The organism is Actinoplanes lutulentus, assembly GCF_003259845.1.
GTDB classification, from domain to species: Bacteria; Actinomycetota; Actinomycetes; order Mycobacteriales; family Micromonosporaceae; genus Actinoplanes; species Actinoplanes lutulentus.
On record NZ_QLMJ01000008.1, the window covers coordinates 147982 to 168627 of the forward strand.

15 protein-coding genes are annotated in these 20646 nt (G+C 69.2%); 8 read left to right on the forward strand and 7 right to left on the reverse strand.

Translation table 11 applies throughout. The annotated features are described in order from the left end of the window. Positions 1 to 47 precede the first annotated feature (47 nt). The 3 genes from B0I29_RS19140 to B0I29_RS19150 are packed head-to-tail and all read right to left on the reverse strand — an operon-like array spanning position 48 to position 3174. Positions 48 to 935 carry a carbohydrate ABC transporter permease gene (locus B0I29_RS19140; protein WP_111650379.1) on the reverse strand — a complete coding sequence of 296 codons (888 nt, stop codon included), beginning with the start codon at positions 933 to 935 and terminating at the stop codon, positions 48 to 50. 11 nt (positions 936 to 946) lie between these two features. Further along, positions 947 to 1858 carry a carbohydrate ABC transporter permease gene (locus B0I29_RS19145; RefSeq protein WP_111650380.1) on the reverse strand — a complete coding sequence of 304 codons (912 nt, stop codon included), beginning with the start codon at positions 1856 to 1858 and terminating at the stop codon, positions 947 to 949. Continuing rightward, the gene (locus tag B0I29_RS19150; RefSeq protein WP_111650381.1) at positions 1855 to 3174 is read right to left on the reverse strand and encodes an ABC transporter substrate-binding protein; all 1320 of its coding nucleotides are present in this window, start codon (positions 3172 to 3174) and stop codon (positions 1855 to 1857) included. Before B0I29_RS19150 ends, B0I29_RS19145 begins: the two co-directional genes overlap by 4 nt. Before the next feature lie 149 nt (positions 3175 to 3323). Here B0I29_RS19150 and B0I29_RS19155 point away from each other — a divergent pair, with 149 nt between their 5' ends. From B0I29_RS19155 to B0I29_RS19175, 5 genes are read left to right on the forward strand one after another with little or no spacing between them, the layout of a single operon-like run. Beyond that, complete coding sequence (locus B0I29_RS19155; protein ID WP_111650382.1) at positions 3324 to 4169, forward strand: DUF6807 domain-containing protein; 846 nt, start codon at positions 3324 to 3326, stop codon at positions 4167 to 4169. Continuing rightward, positions 4166 to 5647 carry a glycoside hydrolase family 43 protein gene (locus B0I29_RS19160; RefSeq protein WP_111650383.1) on the forward strand — a complete coding sequence of 494 codons (1482 nt, stop codon included), beginning with the start codon at positions 4166 to 4168 and terminating at the stop codon, positions 5645 to 5647. Before B0I29_RS19155 ends, B0I29_RS19160 begins: the two co-directional genes overlap by 4 nt. Beyond that, a complete protein-coding gene (locus B0I29_RS19165) occupies positions 5644 to 7116 on the forward strand; it encodes a pectinesterase family protein (RefSeq protein ID WP_111650384.1) in 1473 nt (490 codons plus the stop codon). The genes B0I29_RS19160 and B0I29_RS19165 overlap by 4 nt, the downstream gene beginning before the upstream one ends. Before the next feature lie 15 nt (positions 7117 to 7131). After that, positions 7132 to 7971, forward strand: a complete 840-nt coding sequence (locus tag B0I29_RS19170) for a DUF6807 domain-containing protein (RefSeq protein WP_111650385.1) — start codon at positions 7132 to 7134, stop codon at positions 7969 to 7971. Then, positions 7968 to 9203 carry an ROK family transcriptional regulator gene (locus B0I29_RS19175; protein ID WP_111650386.1) on the forward strand — a complete coding sequence of 412 codons (1236 nt, stop codon included), beginning with the start codon at positions 7968 to 7970 and terminating at the stop codon, positions 9201 to 9203. Before B0I29_RS19170 ends, B0I29_RS19175 begins: the two co-directional genes overlap by 4 nt. 52 nt (positions 9204 to 9255) lie before the next feature. On the opposite strand, the gene B0I29_RS19180 is transcribed toward B0I29_RS19175, so the two are convergent. Both B0I29_RS19180 and B0I29_RS19185 read right to left on the reverse strand, forming a co-directional pair. Beyond that, a complete protein-coding gene (locus tag B0I29_RS19180) occupies positions 9256 to 12840 on the reverse strand; it encodes a glycoside hydrolase family 3 C-terminal domain-containing protein (RefSeq protein ID WP_245972613.1) in 3585 nt (1194 codons plus the stop codon). Between the two features lie 167 nt (positions 12841 to 13007). Next, positions 13008 to 14015, reverse strand: a complete 1008-nt coding sequence (locus B0I29_RS19185; RefSeq protein WP_111650388.1) for a hydroxyacid dehydrogenase — start codon at positions 14013 to 14015, stop codon at positions 13008 to 13010. A gap of 259 nt (positions 14016 to 14274) precedes the next feature. On the opposite strand from B0I29_RS19185, the gene B0I29_RS45770 reads away from it, so the two are divergent. Genes B0I29_RS45770 through B0I29_RS19195 form a run of 3 tightly spaced genes read left to right on the forward strand, consistent with a single transcriptional unit; the run spans position 14275 to position 17698 of the window. After that, the gene (locus B0I29_RS45770; RefSeq protein WP_245972614.1) at positions 14275 to 15162 is read left to right on the forward strand and encodes an ABC transporter permease; all 888 of its coding nucleotides are present in this window, start codon (positions 14275 to 14277) and stop codon (positions 15160 to 15162) included. Further along, positions 15159 to 16040, forward strand: coding sequence for a carbohydrate ABC transporter permease (locus B0I29_RS45775; RefSeq protein WP_245972615.1), 882 nt, complete (start codon positions 15159 to 15161; stop codon positions 16038 to 16040). Before B0I29_RS45770 ends, B0I29_RS45775 begins: the two co-directional genes overlap by 4 nt. A 20-nt stretch (positions 16041 to 16060) precedes the next feature. Further along, complete coding sequence (locus B0I29_RS19195; protein WP_111650389.1) at positions 16061 to 17698, forward strand: extracellular solute-binding protein; 1638 nt, start codon at positions 16061 to 16063, stop codon at positions 17696 to 17698. A 3-nt stretch (positions 17699 to 17701) separates the two neighbouring features. Here B0I29_RS19195 and B0I29_RS19200 read toward each other — a convergent pair whose 3' ends face one another. Together B0I29_RS19200 and B0I29_RS19205 are read right to left on the reverse strand one after the other, a co-directional pair. Continuing rightward, the gene (locus B0I29_RS19200) at positions 17702 to 18775 is read right to left on the reverse strand and encodes a LacI family DNA-binding transcriptional regulator (RefSeq protein WP_111650390.1); all 1074 of its coding nucleotides are present in this window, start codon (positions 18773 to 18775) and stop codon (positions 17702 to 17704) included. A 45-nt stretch (positions 18776 to 18820) separates the two neighbouring features. Further along, the gene (locus B0I29_RS19205; protein WP_181557871.1) at positions 18821 to 20611 is read right to left on the reverse strand and encodes a DUF2264 domain-containing protein; all 1791 of its coding nucleotides are present in this window, start codon (positions 20609 to 20611) and stop codon (positions 18821 to 18823) included. Between the last annotated feature and the right edge of the window lie 35 nt (positions 20612 to 20646).

The following is a 20646-nucleotide window of genomic DNA, read 5'->3' on the forward strand; positions in this document are numbered from 1 at the left end:
CTGTCGGGGTAGACACGGGGGATGGGGATGGGGATGGAGGCGGGAAGTCACCTCAATCCGGTGGTGGCGATTCCCTTGACCAGGTATTTCTGCCCGGCGATGAAGAAGCCGATCACCGGCGCGAGGGAGACGAACGACATCGCGAACATCTCGCCCCACATGCTCTGCCCCTCGGAGTCCATGAACTGCCGCACGGCCAGCGGAACGGTGTAGAGCTCGGGGTCGGTGAGGTACAGCAGTGGACTGAAGAACTCGTTCCACACCGAGATGAAGGTGAAAATGGCCGTGGTGGCGAAGGCCGGCAGGCACAACGGCATGATGACCTTCCAGAAGGTGCGGAACGGGCCACAGCCGTCGATGCGGGCAGCGTCGTCGAGTTCCTGCGGCAGCGAGCGCATGAACTGGACCATCAGGAAGATGTAGAAGCCGTTGGTGGCCAGGAAGTGCGGCACCAGCAGCGGGTAGTAGGTGTTGAGCCAGCCGAGCTTGTCGAACATGACGTACTGCGGGACGACCAGGACGTGACCGGGCAGCATCATGGTGCCGAGCATCAGCGCGAAGAACAGCTTGCGGCCGGCGAATCGCAGACGGGCGAAGGCATAGGCGGCCAGCGAGCAGGACAGTAGATTGCCGACGATACTGAGGGTGACGATGATCAGCGAGTTGGCGAGGTAGACCTCGAAGGGTGCGCTGAGCGCGGTCCAGCCGCGGGCGTAGTTGCCGAAGTCGAAGACCGCCGGCCACAGCGACTCGTCGGTGAAGACGCTGTTGCTGGGCTTGACCGAGCTCGAGATCATCCAGAGCAGTGGGTACATCATGACGATGCCGCCGCCGCTGAGCAGGACGTACCTGATGAACCGGGGACGCCTGCGGACGGGTGGCGCGGCGGCGGGGTCGATCGCCGCGGGCGGGGTACGGGTCTCGGTGAGCGTCATGGCACGGCCCGTCAGTTGTCGTAGAAGACCCAGAAGCGGGCCGTGAGGAAGTTGATCGCGGTGAACCCCGCGATGATCATCAGTAGGAGCCAGGCCATCGACGAGGCGTAGCCCATATCGAACTCGGCGAATCCCTTCTGGTAGAGGTACAGGTTGTAGAACAAGGTGGAGTCGGCCGGGCCGCCGCTGCCGTTACTGAGCACGTAACCCTGGGTGAAGGTCTGGAACGACGCGATCAGCGACTGGACGAGGTTGAAAAAGATGATCGGGCTCAGCAGCGGCAGCGTGATGGACCGGAACTGCCGCCACTTCGAGGCGCCGTCCATCGCGGAGGCCTCGTAATACATCGCCGGGATCTGCCGCAGCCCGGCCAGGAAGATCACCATCGGGGCGCCGAAGGTCCAGACGTGCAGCAGGATCAGAGTGCTCAGCGCGTAGTCCGGGTCGGTGGTCCAGGCCGGGCCGGTGATACCGAACCAGGCCAGGGCATCATTGACGATGCCGTCGTAGCCGAACAGGTACCGCCAGAGCATGACGATGGCGACGCTGCCGCCGAGCAGTGACGGCAGGTAATAGACGCTGCGGTAGACAGCCAGCCCGCGAACGCCGCGGTCGAGAACGATCGCCACCCCGAGCGCCACGGCCAGCGACAGCGGGACCGACACCAGCGTGTAGATGAAGGTCACCTTCAGCGATTGGTGCAGCAGCGCGTCGCCGAGCATCTCGCGGAAGTTGTCCAAACCGGCCCATCGCGGCGGGGTGAGCAGGTCGTATTCGGTGAACGCCAGGTACAGCGAGGCGAAGAACGGCACGATCATGAACAGCAGTCCGCCGAACCACGGCAGCAGGAAGAGGTAGCCGGCCCGGTCCTGGCGTCTGCGCCGGCGCGGGGCCGCTGCGAGAGCGCGGGCCGGCGCCGTCATGGTGCGATCGCCTTCTGCGCCTCGGCGATGAACTGCTTGCCGGCGTCGGCGGGGCTCATCCGGCCGAACTCGACCTCGGTGGTGAGCGTCTTGAGAATGTTGGTGAGCTTGCTGGCGCCGACCGGGTACGGGTAGGACTCCGGCAGTTTCTCCTTCTGCAGCGCGGCCAGGAATTCGCTGGAGCGCTTGTTGTCCGGTTCCAGCCCGGACGTGATCGTCTCGGCGACGGTTCGGCTGGCGGGCACACCCCGGGTGACCCCGGCGACCTTCGCGGCCTCCGTGTCGTTGATCAGGAAGTTGAGCAGCGTGACGGCTTCTGCCGGGTGCCGCGAGGACGCGGCGATCGACCACAGGGCCGGAGTGTCGATGGACTGCCCGCGTCGCGGACCCTGGGTCTCCCCCGGGACGCGCAACAGCTGGAGGTTGCCGCCACAGGCCTGGTTGTAGCCGAGCAGGTTGTTGGTCGGGATGATCTGCGATGCGATCGACTTCTTGGCCAGGTAGGACTGCGCGGGCGAGGTGCCGTTGTTCTGATCGATGAATCCGGCCGGTGGCACCCCACCGGCCTTTCGAAGGTCCGCGACGAGCTGGTACCAGGCGGTGACGGTGGCCGCGGTGGCGCCGAGCCTGCCGTCGGCGGTGAAGAAATCCTCGCCTCGCTGGCGGGCGAAGACCAGCAGGTTCGCCACTGTCCACGCGTCGATGCTGGCGCCGTACACCTTGCCGCCACTGGCCTTGGTGACCTGCTGCGCGAAGGCGGCGAAATCGTCCCAGCTCCACGTGTTGCCGTCGGGGATCGCCACGCCGAACTTGTCGGTGAGGCCTTTGTCCACGATGAAACCGATCGTGTTGAGGCCGGACGGTACGCCGAAGCTCTTGTCACCGACCGTACCGAGCGCACGGGCCGAGCTGGTGAGCCCGGACTGGTTCATCTCGGGATGCGGGGTCAGGTCGAGCAGGGTGCCGCGGTCGGCGTACTCGCGCAGGCTGTCGAAGCGCATCGCCATCAGGTCGGGTGGGTCGCCCGCCGCGAAGCGGGCGGCGAGTTTGTCCTTGTACGGGCTGCTGTCCTGATATTCGGTGCGGACGCGGATGCCGGGATGGGCGGCCTGGAACATGTCGAGGGCCTTCTGGGTGAGCTCGGCACGCTGGGCGTCGCCCCACCAGACCATGTTCAGTTCGATTTTGCCGTCATCACCGCCCTTGCCGCCGAACCCGCGGCTGCAGGCGGGCAGGGTCGCGGCGAGCCCGGTCAGGCCGGCGAGCCCGAGCAGGCGGCGCCGATCGAGCCGGGGGCCATCGTGGCGGTCGTCCACAAGATTTCCCTTCTGTCATCGATTTGTTTCAGTGTTTTATCTATCGTGAGGCGTGTATGTCAACAGCATCGCCACCTCGACTTTCACGAACAGCGGTAATTTGTTTCAGAGGTTGACTTAACTGCGGCGACCGCACTAGCTTGCCGTCCATGCCGACAGCACAGGCACATGACCTTTCCTGCGCCGGAAGGGTGGTGGCCCGGTACGTGTGGGATCCGCACCTGCCCCCCACCGTCTCGCCCCGGCCTTACCTGCATCCGGTCACCACCCTCGGCGGCACCACCGTCACGGGATTCATGCCGGACGACCATGTCCACCACCTCGGCGCGAGCATCGCGGTACCGGCCCTGAACGACGCCAACTTCTGGGGCGGGCGCACCTACGTCACCGGACACGGCTCCCTCGCTCTCGACAACCACGGCCGGCAGCGGCACGCCGGTTGGCTGCACCGCTCCGCCGACCGGCTCGTCCAGGAACTCGAGTGGCTGGACCGCGACGGGCAGCCGGTGGCTCTCGAACGACGCAGCCTGGCCGTGCGCCCGATCGACGGCACGGCATGGCTGCTCCGCGTGGAGTTCTCACTGCGCAGCGCCACCGGTGGTTCGCTCACCATCGACAGCCCCGCCGCTCGCGGACGCACCGGCGCCGGCTACGGCGGGTTCTTCTGGCGGGCCCCGGCAGGGCTCACCCGGGTACGCGCATACGGGGAGGGTTCCCACGGCGACGTGCACGGCAGCCGCGATCCCTGGGTGGTTCTCAGCGGCAGTCAACCCGGCGCCGCCGACTGGACCCTGGTCTTCCTCACCGACGCCATCTCCGCCGACCCCTGGTTCGTGCGCTTCGACGACTACGCCGGCGTGTGCTCGGCGCTCGCCTGGGACCAGCAACGGGTCGTTCCGGCCGACGGCGTGCTCACCCGGCAGTTGTCCGTACTGGTTGCCGACGGCTCCCCGACCGATCAGGTGCTGACCGCGGCCCGGCAGGCCCATCGATGACCGCGCCGTGGACCGCCGACACCGGCGACGGCCACTACCGCAACCCGATCCTTTACGCCGACTTCTCCGACCCCGACGTCATCGGAGTCGGCGACGACTTCTTCATGACCGCCTCCAGCTTCAACCGGGTGCCCGGCCTCCCCCTGCTGCACTCGACCGACCTGGTGAACTGGCGGCTCGTCGGGCACGCGCTCGAGCGGCTCCGGCCCGAGGACTTCTACCGCACCCCCCGGCACGGTTGCGGCGTCTGGGCTCCGGCACTACGCCACCACGACGGCCGATTCTGGATCGTCTACCCCGATCCCGATCACGGGATCTACGTCACCACCAGCGACGATCCGGCCGGCACGTGGACCGAACCGCGGTTGATCCTGCCCGGCAGCGGCCTGATCGACCCGTGCCCACTGTGGGACGACGACGGCAACACCTACCTGGTGCACGGCTGGGCCAAGAGCCGCTGCGGCTTCAACAACCGGCTCACCGCGTACCGGATGAGGCCCGACCTGACCGGACCCCTCGACACCGGAACCGTGATCGTCGACGGCGACTCCATCCCCGGCTGCCGCACCCTGGAGGGACCCAAGTGGTACCAGCACGACGGCTGGTACTGGATCTTCGCACCCGGCGGTGGGGTGCAACACGGCTGGCAGTACGCGATGCGATCCCGCGACGTTCTCGGACCCTACGAACCCCGCATCGTGCTCACCCAGGGCGACACCACCGTCAACGGCCCGCACCAGGGCGCGTGGGTCCAGACCCCGGCGGGCGAGTCCTGGTTCCTGCATTTCCAGGACCTTCATGCGTACGGAAGAGTCGTGCACCTGCAGCCGATGACCTGGGACGGCAACGGCTGGCCGGTGATCGGCGACCGCGGGGCCCCGGTTCGGCGGCACCGCAAACCCGCCACCACGACGCACACGCCCCGCCCGTTCGCCGGCACACCGGAGTGGACCTGGCCGGCCAACCCGGAGCCCGGCTGGAGCACCCGGCTCCCCGATGCGGACGGACTCCGGCTGCTCTGCCGTCCGGGCGACGACCTGCGCAAGGCTCCCGCCGTGCTCGGCCGCCGGTTACCCGGCCCCCGGGTCCGCGCCGAGACCACGGTTCACCTCGACGCCGGGATCGGGGCACGGGCCGGGCTCACGGTGCTCGGTCAGGCGTACTGCTGGATCGGTCTCGAACAACGGCCTGGCGGGCCCGTCCTGGTCTGCCGGACGGCCGACGCCGCAGGCGAGGCCGAACGCGACGTGAGCCCGCCGGTGCCGGTGGACAGGCCGGTGCGGCTCGCCGTCACCGTCGCCGACGGCGCGATCACCCGGTTCGCCGCCGACTCCGGGACCGGCTGGACGCAGTACGGGCCGCCGGTCCAGGCCACGCCGGGCCACTGGATCGGCGCCACCCTCGGATTGTTCGCGCTCGGCTCCCACGGCCACGCCGACTTCGGCCCACTCGTCATCGCCGCCTCGGAGGAACCATGAAACGCCCACTCGCCACTCTCGTCCTGGTAGCCGCCATGGTCACTGCTCCCGCCGCGTCCGCCGCTCCCCCGGCTGCCGTTCCGGACCCGTCCTGGACCGATCAGCCGACAGGCTTCGCCGCCGGCACCACCGGTGGCGCCGCGGGCCGGACCGTGCGGGCCGGCACCCTCGCCGAACTGCGCGCCTACGCCTCCGCACCGGAACCGCTGATCGTGCAGGTCACCGGGAGCATCCGGGTGGACCCGTTCGGCGACATGATCCGGGTCGGCCCGGACAAGAGCATCATCGGCGCGGGCCCGGGTGCCGAGCTGGTCGGTGGCGGGCTGTTCCTCGACCGCTCCCGCAACGTGATCATCCGGAATCTGACCATCCGGGATTCCTACATCCCCGGCGATTTCGACGGCAAGAGCGCCGACAACGACAACGACGGCATCCGCCTCGACACCGCCGACCACGTGTGGATCGACCACGTGAAGATCGAGCGGGTCGGCGACGGCGGTATCGACGTGCGCAAGGACAGCGACCACGTCACGCTCTCCTGGAACGTGATCAGCGACATCAACAAGGCACTCGGCGTCGGGTGGACCTCGAACACCGTGACGAAGCTGACCGCGCATCACAACTGGGTTCGCAACACCGTGCAGCGCAACTGGAGCCTGGACAACACCGAGGCCGCCCATCTCTACAACAACTACCTGACCGAGGTGACCCAGTACGGCACGATGAGTCGCAACAATGCGAAGGTGGTCGTCGAGGACAGCGTCTTCGATCAGGTCAACGATCCGCTCGTGGTGCATGGTCCGGCCGCGCAGCTGGTCCAGCGGCGCAATCTGTTCACCGGCACAGCCGGGCGCACCGACTCCGCCGGGACCGCTTTCGACCCCGCCGCCTTCTACGCCTACGTCCCCGATCCGGCGTCCAGGGTCAAGGACCTGGTGCGCCGGTACGCCGGCCCGCGGACCCCCGCGAACCGGACCCCGCGAACGGTGACCGTGGCCCTCGACGGCACCGGCGACTACGGCAGCCTGCTGGCCGCACTCGGCGCGACCCGCGACGCCCGCGGCCGCGTCGAGATCGTCATGAAGGCCGGCCACTACCGCGAACAGGTGCGGATCTGGCCACACCAGTCAGGCGTGACCGTCCGCGGCGACGGCGAGGTGGTGATTTCCTACGACATCGCGGCGAGCGCCACGAAGTTCTACGGCGGCGTCCAGGGCAACGCCGGGGCAGCCACGCTGGCCCTGCTCGGCGCCGGCACCGTGCTGCAGGACCTGACGGTGCAGGCGTCCTCCGCGCCGGCCGTCCGTGTGGCCGGCGACCGGGCGCTGCTGATCCGGGTGCGGCTGATCGGCGGCTACGACGCGGCCGCGGGGCGCGGGCACCTGCGCGACAGCGCCGTACAGGGCACGATCGACGGGCCGGGAACCACGGTCGTCGAAGCAACCGCGGTCACACCCGCGGCCGCGTGACACTATCCTGCAACCGTGACAAGTGACGCCGTCGAGGTCCTGCGTCTCGGCGACCATGCCGTCGCCGAGTACGCGTGGCGCCCATCCCTGCCGGCCTCACTGGCGCCCCGGCCCTACCTGCACCCCGTCCGTACGCTGGCCGGCACCACGGTGACGGAGCTGATGCCGGCGTCACACCGGCACCATCTCGGCGTCAGTGTCGCGGTCGCCGAAGTGGACAGGCACAACTTCTGGGGTGGGCGCACCTTCATCCCGGGTCACGGGCCGGCATGGCTGGACAACCAGGGCAGCCAGCAGCACGTGCGCTGGCTGCGGCGCACGCCCACCCAGCTCAGCCATACCCTGCGCTGGAGCACCATCGACGGCGACCCACTGCTGTCGGAACGCCGCGAGATCTCCGCCCGGTTGCTCAGCCCGGACGTCTGGGCCCTCGAGTTCGGTTTCACCCTCACCAACGTCGCCGGCCGGGAGCTGCCGATCCGCAGCCCGGCCGCGCACGGCCGGATCGGCGCCGGGTTCGGCGGCTTCTTCTGGCGGGCTCCGTTCGTCGACTGCCGGATCACCGCCGAGACCGGGACGGGCACTGACGCCGTGCACGGCCGGGCTGCCCGCTGGCTTTCCGTCGCCGGACCCGGTTGGACTCTGGTCTTCCTCGGCGCCGATGCCGCGACCCAGGCCGACCGATGGTTCGTGCGTACCCGCGACTACCTGGGCGTCGGGTCGTCGCTCGCCTGGGAACAACCGCTGCGACTGGAACCCGAGTCCGTCCTGAGCCGCCGCGTCATCACCGTCATCGCCGACGGTGACCTGCCCAGCGGGCAGGCCGCCGCATACGCCGACGACCTGGCCTCATGACCAAACCGGTGCATCGCGTCGCGCCCCACGTCGATATCCCGATCCGCCAGGACAGTCTCCGCGCCCACAACCTGGTCCTGACGTTCCGGCAGATCGTCGCGGCGCAGGACACGCCGATCTCGCGCAGCGAGCTGTCCACGGCCACCGGACTGACCCGGCCGACCATCTCGCGCATCGTCGACGACCTGCTCGCCGCCGAACTGATCATCGAGGCCGGCCCCGCCCGCTCCGGATCCAGCGGCCGGCCCCGGGTCGGACTGAGCCTGGCGCGTACCGGACCCGCCGGCCTCGGCCTCGACATCCGCGCGGACGTCCTGTCCGCCTGTGTCGTCGACCTCACCGGCGCGGTCCGGCACCTGGACTTCGTCCCGTACGACGGCACCGACCCGGCAACCGTGCTACCACGATTGGCCGCGATGGCGGACCGCGCCATCGAGGCCGCCGCCGCGGAGCACCTCACCGTCGTCGGCGCCACCATGGCCGCGCCAGGACCGGTGCAGGACAACTCGATCGTCAGGTTCGCGCCGACGCTCGGATGGCGCGACGTGGACGCCGGCGCCGCCCTGTCCGAATCTGTTTCCTCCGGATCGGCTGCCCTGCCGATCCTGGTCGGCAACGACGCCCGGCTTGCCGCCCTCGGCGAGTGGTACGCCTCCGGGCAGGCGATGCGCAACTTCGTCTGCGTCAGCGGCGAGTTCGACATCGGCGCCGGTCTGCTGCTCAACGGTGCGCAGCTGGGTGGTTGGGCGGGCGAGCTCGGACACGTCATGGTCCGCAGCGACGGACCGTCGTGCGCCTGCGGGGCGGTCGGCTGTCTGCAGTGTTACGCCGGGCTGACGGCGATCCTCGCAGCGGCCAACCATGACGGGCGCGACGGCGGTGGCTCTCCGGCCGTTGCCATCGACACGCTGGTCTCTGCCGGTGACCCTCGCATCCTGGACGCTCTCGACGAGGCTGCCACCGCCCTCGGCATTGCCGTCGCCGGCCTGGTCAACCTGGTGTCGGTCGACACGGTCCTGCTCGGCGGCAGCTACTCGCTGCTGGCGTCCTGGCTGGTCGACGGCATCAACCGGGAACTGCGCCGCCGTGTCCTGAGCGCGAACTGGGCACCGATCGAGGTCCGCCCGGCGCCGCTGGGCCCGGATGCCGCGGTGATCGGCGCCGCGCTCAGCGCTGTCGACCGCGTCCGCGAGGACCCGAACGGCTGGCTGGCCCGCGTCCAGTCACGCTGATACGGCCATGTCGCCGGCTCCCGGGACCTGCCCGGGAGCCGGCGCCGGTGTCTTACCCGATCGCAGTGGCGAAGATGTGCATGCTCGTCTGGGCGGCGCTCACACCCTGACTGATGTTGGGCAGCGTGAGATAGCGGACCGTTTTCGCAGGATCCAGCGCAGTCGATGTGGAGTAGAGGCTGACTTTCCTGACCCGCGGGTTGCTCACGGTGTTGTGGTAGGCCAGAGACGTGACAATGGCGCCGCCGGGCGCCGGATTGTTCGCGTACCAGTCGGTGAACGCGAGGGTGAAGCTCTGTGTGGTGCCGTCGGTATAGGTGACGGTGGCCGGGCCGGAGGCGGTGCCGCTGACGCCGGCACCGATCAGGCCGAGTTTCGTGCCGGAGCCCTGCAGTGCGATGGTCTGCCCACCCGCGACCACGTTGTCGGGGCTGCCCGCGCCGGCCGCCGGCCAGGTGAAGGTGAGACCGTCGTGCGTGACGGCGCCGCCGGGGACGATGGCCGGCGTCGCCGCGGCGAGCGCCTGCGCGGAATAGGAGTAGCCACCGCCGTCGATGTTGCCGGCTGCCGGTTGCGCGTCGTCGCTGATTCCCACGTTGCCGTAAGCCGAGGCGAGTGAGGGGAACGGCAACGAGACGGTCCGGGTCGCCGACGTGGTCGCCGGCCCGTTGACGCTGCGGAAGGTCGCTGCGGCCGTGAGTTCGGCGATTCCAGGCTTGTCCGGCGCCGTGACCGTCCACGAGGCCCGTACCGTCTGGCCGGGCGCGACCGACGTGAAGGTGGTTGGGCCGTCCGGGGTCGCCGTCCAGCCGTCCGGCGTGCCGAGAGTCAGGGTGACGCCGGTCAGCGCGACGGGGCCGGGGTTGGGCAGCGTGACCGTGGCGGTGAGGCTGCTCCCCGCCTCGGCCAGCGCCGGGGCGTCGAGCGAGAACGGCTGCTTGACCACGATCGGGGTGGTGCCGGTGACACCGCCGACGGTTACCGCGATGGTGGTGACGCCGGCCGAGATCGCGGTGATCCGGCCCCGCTGGTTCACCGTCGCCACGCGCGGGTTGCTGCTGCGGTAGGTCACTCGGGCTCGTTGGAGGTCGGCGAACGATTCATCGTTGTAGACCGCTTCGACGACTCGATCGGCACGCACATGCTGGCCGGCCTGAGTGGTGTCGTCGGCGATCCACGGGTTCCTGGCGTCGAGGTCGACCCTGTCACCCGGGGTGAGCTGCACCCGGTCGGGCTGCACACTGACGGACGAGATCCGCGGTGTGATGCGCCCGTGGATGCGGACCGTGTCGGAACCGACGACGTGGGCCGCGTCGGTGGCCACCTGGAACTGGTAACGCCCGTTGTAGACCACCTGTTTGCGCTGCTTCTCGTCGTAGAAGGCCAGGTCGCTCGCCGGGATCCGGACAGCGATGGCCTGGCGTTCGCCCGGCTGCAGGATTCTGGTCTTCTGGAAACCGGCCAGCCGCTTGGCCGGCAGGTCAAGACCGGCGACCTCGGGCATGGTGGCGTACACCTGGGCGACGGTGGCACCGGCCCTGGTGCCGGTGTTGGTCACGTCGACGTGGACCGTGACCCGGCCGTCCGGGGTCGTGCTGGAGCGGTCGGCGCGCACCTTGCCGTAGGCGAACGTGGTGTAGCTCAGCCCATGACCGAACGGATAGCTCGGCGTTCCGGTGAAGTACTGGTAGGTGCGGCCGAGCCCACCGGTCTGCGCCGGCGTGAGGCCGTAGTTCTGGATGTCGGGCAGCTGGGAGTCGTCCTTCTGCCACGTGAAGCTGAGCCGCCCGCTGGGGTTGTGCGCCCCGAAGAGAACGCTGGCCAGCGCCGTTCCCTGGCTCTGCCCGTTGTAGGCCCCGAAGACGACCGCCGGGAACGTGCGCTGCGCCTGTTCGATCGCCACCGGCCCGCTCGCCTGGACGGCCAGCACCGACCGCGGGTTGCCGGCCGCGCTGACCTGGTCGATCAGTGACTGGTAGTTGCCGGGCAACGCCAGCGTCGCGCGGTCCTTGCCTTCGGTCGCCACGTTCTGGTCGGTGCCGACGAACACCACGACCAGGTCCGCGGACGGCAGGTCGGCCAGTGTCTGCGGGTCGCAAGCGGCCGGTGCGGCGGCGGTCGTGGACGTGGCGCAGGCGTCGAAGGAGACGGTCGCCTGCGGCAACGCGTTCCTGATGCCCTGCACCGCGTTGACCTGTACGGTCGGGTCGCCCGAGTAGCCGCCCAGAGTGACCGTGTTCGCCAGGTTTCCCACCACGATCACTCGGTCGAGACTGTCCGGGTCGGCCGGCAGCACGGCGGCGCCGTCCACCGGGTCGTTCTTCAGCAGCACCAGCGAGTTGGCCGCCACCTGCTCGGCGAGCCGCTGGTGGGCCGGGCTCTCGATCTGATCCTTGGTGATCGCGGTGTAGCTCACCTGATCGGCGGGGTCGAACTCACCGGTGGCCATCCGGGTCGTGAAGACACGCACGAGCGCGTCGTCGAGCACGCCCTCGCTCAGCACACCGACGTCGAGGGCCTCCTGAACGTTGGCCAGGGTGTACTCGTCGCCGCGGCAGTTGAGTTGCGTACCGGCGCGCAGTGCCCATGCCTGGGCTCCGGCGGCGCCGGAGATCTTTCGCCCGGTCCCGGTCTCGGTCCAGGTGGTCCGGCCGTCGGCGGTGGCGGTCGTCCATCCCGGCGGGGCCCAGTTGTGGCGGTTGGGAGCCCAGATGTCGGTGATGGCGCCACAGTCGGACGTGGAGTAGCCGCCGAACCCGAAGGTGCGCTCGGCCAGCACATTGGTCATGTAGGTGTCGGCAGGCGCCGGCGTGCCGTTGACCCGGTTGTACGCCGTCATCAGGCCGGAGACGTGAGCGTCCTGGATCAGGCTGCGGAACTGCGGCGTGTAGTAGTTGCGGATGTTCGCCTCGGTGGTGTCCGAGCTGCCGGACTCCCGGTTGGCCTCGACGTTGTTCAACGCGAAGTGTTTGGCCGTGGCCGCGGTCTTCAGGTACGGCGTCAGCCGCTCACCGGTACGGCTCTGTCCCTGGAAACCGTTGACATAGGCCCCCGCGAGCGTCGAGACCAGCAGCGGGTCCTCGCCGAAGCCCTCGTCGTTGCGGCCCCACCGCGGATCGCGGGCCATGTTGACCGTCGGCGCCCAGTAACTCAGGTTGCCGTAGGCGCTGCGGTCGGGGCCGATGTTGTTCTGGCCGGTATTCCACAGGGATTTGTCGAGCAGCCCGCGTGCCTCGTCCGCGATCGCCGTGGTCTCCTGATAGATCAGTTCCGGGTCCCAGGACATCGACGTGGCCAGGTTGGTGGGGAAGCTGGTGGCGTGCACCCCGCCGCTGACGCTGCCGCGCCGGGCGTTGCCGCCGAGCCGGTTGACGCCGTGCTGGGCCTCGTTCCAGTACGTGTACTGCTGCACGCCCAGACGTGCGATGGGCGGCGCTGTGTTGGTGCGCAGCTGGGCCACCTTCTCCGCGAGCGTCATGCGCGATACCAGGTCGGCGGCTCGTTCGGCGAAGGTGTAGCGGGTGTCCAGGTAGATCGGATCGGCTGGCGTGGCCGCATGGGCCGGTGTGACGGGGGTGATCCCGGCTGCCAGCAATCCTGCGATCACCACAGCGGCTCGGGTCCTCAAGCGCGCCATTCGCATGTCCTCCTCGGGGCGGCGTCGCTGGCGAGGTTAGGGTGCCGCAGCCAATTAAGTCAATCGGTGTAACTAATCCTCGTAGCAGGTCAGACGATTTATTTACTGGCCTTGACGTAATCCGCCGAGCGGCCGTAGCCTCCGAGCTCCGGCGCGACCCGGGCGGGTCACGCGATCCGGGCCAGGTGGTCGAGGTGGACTTGCCCGTGCAGTGGCGCACCGTTGAGAAATCGGGCGATCTCCGCGGTGGCGAACTCGCCGAGCCGGCATACCTCGCGCCCCTCGGCGCCGGCCAGGTGCGGGGTCACGAAGACGTTGTCCAGCGCGAAGAGCGGATGGCCGGCGGGCAGCGGTTCGGGGTCGGTGACGTCGAGCACCGCGGAGATCCGGCCGGTGGCGCACTGCTGGATCAGAGCGCCGGTGTCGACCAGGGAACCACGGGCAGTGTTGATCAGCAACGCGCCGTCGGGCAGTAGCGCCAGCCTGCGGGCGTCGAGCAGGTGGCGGGTCTCCGGCAGTGCGGGCGCGTGCAGGCTGACCAGCTCACTGTTGCCGCAGAGCGCATCCAGGTCGGTCAGCTCGGCGCCGAGTGCACGTGCCTGATCGGCGGTGATGTACGGATCAGCGAGCAGCACGGTGATGTCGAGTTCGCGCAGGCGTTCCAGGACGAGGCGCCCGACACGGGAGGCGCCGATGATGCCGACGGTGGCGCCGAGCAGCCCGGGACCACGGCCGGCGGGCCATCCGTCGCCGGGCCGGGATCCGGCGTAGCGGCGAGCGCGGGCGAAGACGTCCTTGGCGCCGAGCGTCAGGGCTGCCACGGTGAACTCGGCGACCGGGGTGGCGTTGGCCTGCGCGGCCGAGGAGACGACGATTCCCTGTTCGAAGACGGCCTCGTCGAGGTGCAGCTTCACCGTGCCGGCGGCGTGCACGATCGCGCGGAGCCGGGGTGCGGCGGCGAGCACGTGACGGTCGATGCGCGGCGCACCCCATCCGCTGATCAGGATTTCCGCGTCAGCGAGGGCGGCGCGGGCCTGCGGCGAGGTGAACTCGGTGAAGGCGGTGGCCGGGTCGAGGTGAACCAGCCGGCACAACCGGTCGAGGACGGGCGCGGGGAATGCTTCCCGGCGCGCTCGATCGGATAGCGCGAAGACCGCGGCGGGTCGATGGGGCACGCTGGCACCTCCAGATGTTTAAACGTTTTCTAGCACAGTCCGGCACCGCTTCACAGCACTGGCTATCTAGCGCCGATGACCTCGGAACGTACTCTTGACCATCGATTGAAAGCGTTTTATCTTGTGACCACCTTGTTTCCGCGAGGTAAAGATCACAAGGAGTGATGCCCGGATGGTGACGACCCGGGTTCGAGAAACGCGGTCCACACCGCGCGGGCCGGTCACGGCGCCACCCGCTCGCGCGGGACGCTGGCAACGCTTGCGCGCGGACCGGATTCTGCTGCTGCTTCTGCTGCCGGGTCTGCTCTATTTCCTGGTGTTCCACTACGGCGCCCTGTTCGGCAACGTCCTGGCCTTCCAGGACTACGTGCCGTTCCTCGGCGTACGCGACAGCGAATGGGTCGGCCTGGCCCACTTCGAACGGATGTTCACCGACCCGCTGTTCTGGAGCGCGGTCACCAACACCGTCCTGATCGCGGTGCTGCAGCTCGCGTTCTTCTTCCCCGCTCCGCTGGCATTGGCCCTGCTGCTGCACAGCATCGCCGGCGACACCCTGCGCAAATTCGTGCAGAGCGTCGTCTACCTGCCGCACTTCTTGTCCTGGGTGATCGTCATCGCGTTGTTCCAGCACATGCTCGGCGGTGCCGGCGTGATCAACGGCTGGCTCGCCGATCTCGGTGTCGGCGGGATCTCGATCATCGGCAATCCGGACGCCTACAAACCCCTCGTGGTCGCGCAGGTGATCTGGAAGGAGTGCGGCTGGGCCACCATCATCTTCCTCGCCGCGCTGTCCCAGGTGGACGAGCAGATGTACGAGGCGGCCGCACTCGACGGCGCGTCCTGGTGGCGGCGGCTGTGGCACGTCACGCTGCCGGCCATCCGGCCCGTGATCATCCTGCTGCTGGTACTGCGCCTCGGCGAGTTCCTGTCGATCGGCTTCGAACAGTTCTTCCTGCAGCGCCAATCGGTCGGCGCCGAGGCCGGCGAGGTTCTCGACACCTTCGTCTACTACACCGGCTTCGCCTCCGGCGACTTCGGTTACGCGGCCGCGGTCGGCCTCTTCAAGGGCGTCATCGGCATCGCACTGATCTACACGGCCAACAAGGTCGCGCACCGTTTCGGCGAGCAGGGGGTGTACAAGTCTTGAGCAAGCACGCGTACCCGGCCTGGGCGGGCCGGCCGACTCTCGGGGTCCGGATCGCCAAAGGCATCGCCCTCGCCGTGATCGTGTCGCTGGTGCTGTTCCCAATGTGGGCGGTGGTGGCGACCAGCCTCGCCGACCCTCAGGAGATCATCAACAACGGCGGGTGGGTGATCTGGCCCGAGCGGCTTTCCGTCCAGGCGTACTCGGAGATCCTCGACGGCGGGATCGTCACCCGGGCCCTGCTGGTCAGCGCCGGAATCACCACGGCCGGCACCGCGCTGAGCCTGGTCTGCACGATCGGCCTGGCATACGCGCTGAGCCGCCCCCGGCTCTACGGCGGCAAACCGATCCTGCTGCTGGTGCTGTTCACGTTCCTGTTCCCGCCCGGCATGGTGCCGCTGTTCCTCGTGGTCAGCGAGCTCGGCCTGTTCGACCAGTACGCGGCGCTGGTCCTACCGTTCCTGATCAACGTGTTCAACCTGGTCGTGATGCGCGGCTTCTTCCAGTCCATCCCCGAGGAGCTGCTGGAGGCCGCCCGGCTCGACGGGGCCGGTGAGTTCGCCATGCTGCGCCGCATCGTGCTGCCGCTGTCCAAAGCGGTCGTCGCCGTGGTCGGACTCTTCTACGCGGTCGCGTACTGGAACCGGTTCTTCGAGGCGATCATCTACTTCAACGACCAGACGAAGTGGCCGATCGGCACCGTCCTGCGTCAGTACGTCACCGGTGGTGCCGCGCTCGCCGAAGGCGAGGCCGGCGCCTCGTCCCCGCAGTCCGTCCAGATGGCGGTCGTCGTTCTGGCGACCCTTCCCATCGTCTGCGTCTACCCGTTCCTGCAGCGCTATTTCGCCAAGGGCGTGCTGACCGGAGCGCTGAAAGCCTGACCCACCATGAAAGGTGCGACATGAAGAGACGCTCTTTGTTGCAGCTCACCGGCGCCGGCGCCCTCGGAATCGCCGCGGGGCCGGGACTCGCCGCGTGCAGCGGCGGCGGTTCCGGCGGCGGCAGCGTCGGCAATGCCGGAAAGGATCTGGCGCCCTGGCCGGCCTACCTGCCGTTCGCCGGACCACAACCGGACGCGCCCGGCGACGACTCCATCGGTGTGCAGCCGCTGTACCTCAACTATCCGGCACAACTCACCCAGTCCGTCGCGGAGACACCCGGCGACGGCTCCGAGGTGACCGCGATGGTCGTCACCTACGAGGCACCGCCGAAACCGCTGGCCGAGAACAGCTACTGGCAGGAGATCAGCAAGGCGCTGGGCGTCAAGCTCAACGTCATCGTGGTCCCCGACCCCGAGTACGCGCAGAAGATGACCACGCTGATGGCCAGTGGCGGCGACCTGCCCGACATCGTCATGTTCACCAATCTCAACCTGCCCCGGCGCGCCGAGTTCATCCAGCGCAGCTGCGCCGACCTGACCGACCTGATCGCCGGCGACGCGATCAAGCAGTTCCCGAACCTGGCGAACATCCCCGCCTACGCGTGGCAGGGCATGGGTCGCATCGGCGGCCGTTTCTTCGGCGTGCCGCTGGAGCGGCCGATGCCGGCGAACACGATGTTCGTCAACCGCACCCGGCTCGACGAGGTGGGCGCGCCGGTGGACTGGAACCACGACCAGTACATGTCTGCCATGCGGGACCTGAGTTCCGGCCGCCGCTGGGGCACCGGCTGGTACAAGACGCTGTTCACCAGTCTGAGCGGCATCACCTTCCACGCCTCGTCGGCCGGCGCGCCGAACAACTGGGCGGTACGCGACGGCGGCTTCGTGCACACCGGCACCACACCGCAGTTCGAGCAGGCGCTCGGCGTGATGCGCGAGGTGACAAAGGCCGCCGTGCACTACCCGGACAGCCTCACCGCCAGCTCCACCGACATGCAGAACAACTTCTACAACCAGACGGTCGCCTCGCTGCCCAACGGGTTCGGCTTCCTGGCGCTGTCCAATCTTCTGAAAGCCGGCAACCGGTTCGCCGTCGGGCTGGCCCGGCCGTACTCGCCGCAGGCCACCACCTGGCGCAGCATCGGCAACTTCGGCTTCGCCACGTTCAAGAAGGCCGATCCCAGCCGGATCACGATGCTGCTGCGCATCTGCGACTACCTGAGCGCGCCGTTCGGCAGCAAGGAGTACGAGCTGGTCAACTACGGCATCGAGGGCAAGCACTTCACCAAGGAGAACGGGGTCGTCACCACCACCGCGCTGTACGCCTCGGAGAACAGCGCGACCCTGCCGGTCCGCTACATCGGCACCGCACCGTCCGTACTGCATCTGCCCGGGTTCCCCGACGTCGCCAAGGCCGCCCACGAGTGGGAACGGGCGGTGATGCCGCGCAGCGTCGCCAACCCGCAGAACGGGCTCCAGTCGCCGATCGCATCCGCCAAGGGCGGGCAGCTCGACCAGATTCTCGGCGACGGCATCGCCGCGATCTCCTTCGGCCGCAAGCCGGTCTCCTCGTGGAAGGACACCATCAGTCAGTGGCGGGCCGCCGGTGGCGACCAGCTCGCCGAGGAACTCGCCAAGGAGTACCAGGCCAACGCATGACGGTCAGCGCCGGCGCACCGCCGGCCGCACCGTGTCACGCACCACGATGTGCGTGCCGAGCATGACATGCCGGGCCTCGGCCGTACCGCTGCCTCGCTCCAGCACGAGCCGGGCGGCGGTACGGCCGAGTTCCTCGTGCGGAACGTGCACCGTGGTCAACCCGATGTCCTCGGCCGGCGGCAGATCGTCGTACCCGATCAGGGAGATGTCCTGCGGGACCCGCAGGCCGTTCTCCCGCAGCGCCCGCAGGGCGCCGGCCGCGACCAGGTCGTTCGCGGCGAAGACGGCGGTGAAGTCGGGCGGGCCGTCCTGCAGGCGGCGCTTCATCAGGCGGTAGCCCTCGCTGCGTTCCAGGCTCGCCGCCTCGATCTCCAGTGCCGGGTCGTGCGCCACCCCGAACGCCGCGAGAGCCTCCCGGTAGCCGGCGATCCGCCCCTCCGAGGTGGTGTAACCGGCCCGGTGCCCGACGTAGAGGATGCGTTCGTGCCCGGCCGACAGCAGGTGGCTGGCGGCCGCACGGGCGCCACCGGTGTTGTCGAACTCGACGCCGATCGAGGGCGCGTCCGTGCCGAGCGGTGGCCGCCCGCAGAGCACCAGCTGCGAGCCGGCGGCGGCGAGCGCGTGTGCGTATTCGGTCATCCGCGCCTTGTATTCGGCGTCGTCGACGACGTTGCCGACCAGGATCACCGCGTCCGCGCCCTCCTCGCGCATGAGTCGCACGGTGGCCAGCTCGCGGGCCGCGTCGCCGGCGGTGGTGCCGATCAGGCAGAGCCGGTCGTGCCGGGCCGCCTCCGCCTGCACCCCCTGCGCGACGTGCGCATAGTAGGGCGAGATCACCGAGTTCAGCACGATGGCGATGGTCTTGCTACTCGCGCCGGACAATGCCCGGGCGTGCGGATTCGCCACGTAGTCCAGGTCCCGGACCGCCCGCAGCACCTTGCTGCGGGTGACCGGGGCCGGCGGGTAGGTGCCGCCGAGCACCCGCGAGACGGTGGCGATGGAAACCCCGGCCCGGGCGGCCACGTCACGGATGGTGACCCGTCGGGGGGCGGACTCCGGGCCGCTGGCCTGAGGCATGGGGATTCTCCGATCGACGGTTCGGGGTCCGGGCAGTTTAACCGCTTACAGCACCGTGGTCTGCGACCATCGGATGCTGCCGTCCGACCAGACAGGCGCTGGTCCGTCTGGGCCGCGGCCCAGACGGACCACACTCACATAGCGGCGCGTCCCGCCAGGATGACGGCTCATCAGGTACGGGGTGACCGAGTACGCCCCGAATGCGTCCCCCTCAGGCCCGTCCCGCAGGCCGGCCCCGGTGAACCCGGCCAGGGCTCTGATCGAGCTGGTGAGTCCGTCGGCGCGACTCACGATGCCCTCGCCACCGTCGGCGTGGCACGCCAACGGCCGGTCAGAGGCCAGGGCGTGACCACCGTCGCGGATCAAGTGCCCGGCGGGCGCGGAGACGTCGTGCACCCGTACCTCGAACGCGCCGTCCACGGTCGAGGTGGTGACCACCTCGACCTGGCCGGCACGCCAGCGTGATGCCGCGACGCGGCCGGTGACCGTCAGCGGCTCGATGTGCCGGCGTTCGGCTTCCCGGCCGTCCGGGGTGATCACCGCGAGCCGCCCATCGGCGGAGCCGTCGCCGAACTGCGGCGCCGTGTGGCTGCTGTAGGCCAGGCGCACGTAGAGCGGGTCGGGCGGGCCATCCGGCGAAGTCTTCGCAGCCCGGTCGCTGCCGTGGTTGAGAAGTCTGACCACACCGTCGGCGCGGGTGCCCTGCAACAGCCAGCCCGGCCCGGGCAGGGCCACCGTGACATCGCGAAGCTCGATCTCGGCGGGCTCCTCGACCGCGGTCCAGACCGGATGATCGGCGGGGAGGAGCAGGCCGAGGAACGCCTTGGACGCCCAGTAGGGCGACGCCGGACCGGAGTAGGACTGGATCATCGGCGAGTACGGCCGGTGCCAGCCCAGGGTGAGCAGGCCCCGATGGTCGGGTGCGCCGTTGCCGGTGAAGTGCCGCAGCGCCCCGGAAGCGATCCGCCGGATCCGCCCCGGCGCCAGGATCGGGTCCCCCGCCAGCGCGCCCAGCCACAGCGGCGCGACCGTCGCGAACCGGTAGGTCAGCGATCGTCCCTGGAAGATCGGGCTGCCGTCGGCGGCGAAGAAGTGCTGGTATCCGTCGAGGAACCGGGCGAGCCGGTCGTGCAGGCCGAACTCCCGGCCCGCCATCCGTGCCCACAGCACCGGGTACAGGTGCAGTGCCCACCCGCTGTAGTAGTCGAAGTTGCGCCCGTCCCCGTCGGTGTACCAGCCGTCGCCGGTGTGCCAGTCCTCGATCCGGTCCAGGCCGCCGGTGATCTCGGCGGGATCGTGGGGGCCGCCGACGGAGGCGAGGAATTGTTCGACGATGACCCGGAACAGTACCCAGTTGCTGTCCGGAGTGCGCTTGCCGACGAAACCGGCCAGCCATGCGACCACCTGTTCCTGCTCGGCCGGGGCCAGCCGGTCGAAGAGCCAGGGCCGGGTCTCGTGCAGGGCGACCGCGATGCTGGCGGCCTCGACCAGAGGCTGCGACATGTCGTCGAGGGGCGGCCACGCGTACGGATGGGTGGGGTTGGTTCCGGCGAGCAAGCCGGCGGCGTACCGCTCGAGCAACCCACCGGGTGCGCCGCCGCCGGCGCCGGCGATCCGGAAGGCCGCGAGCAGGAAGGTACGGGCGAAGCCTTCGAGCCCGTCGCTGACCATCCCGTTGCGGCTGGGTGGGCCGGGCAGCCGGTACTGAGCGAAACCGTCGGTGGCGTACGGCTCGACCGAGGCCAGCAAGTGGTCGGCGACGGCCTCCCAGTGCGCACGGGTCCAGCCGGTCAGCGGGGACAGGTCGCGGTCCTCAACAGGTAGGTCCAGGGCCATCGTTAAACCGTATCCCTCCATCTTGACAAGCTTCG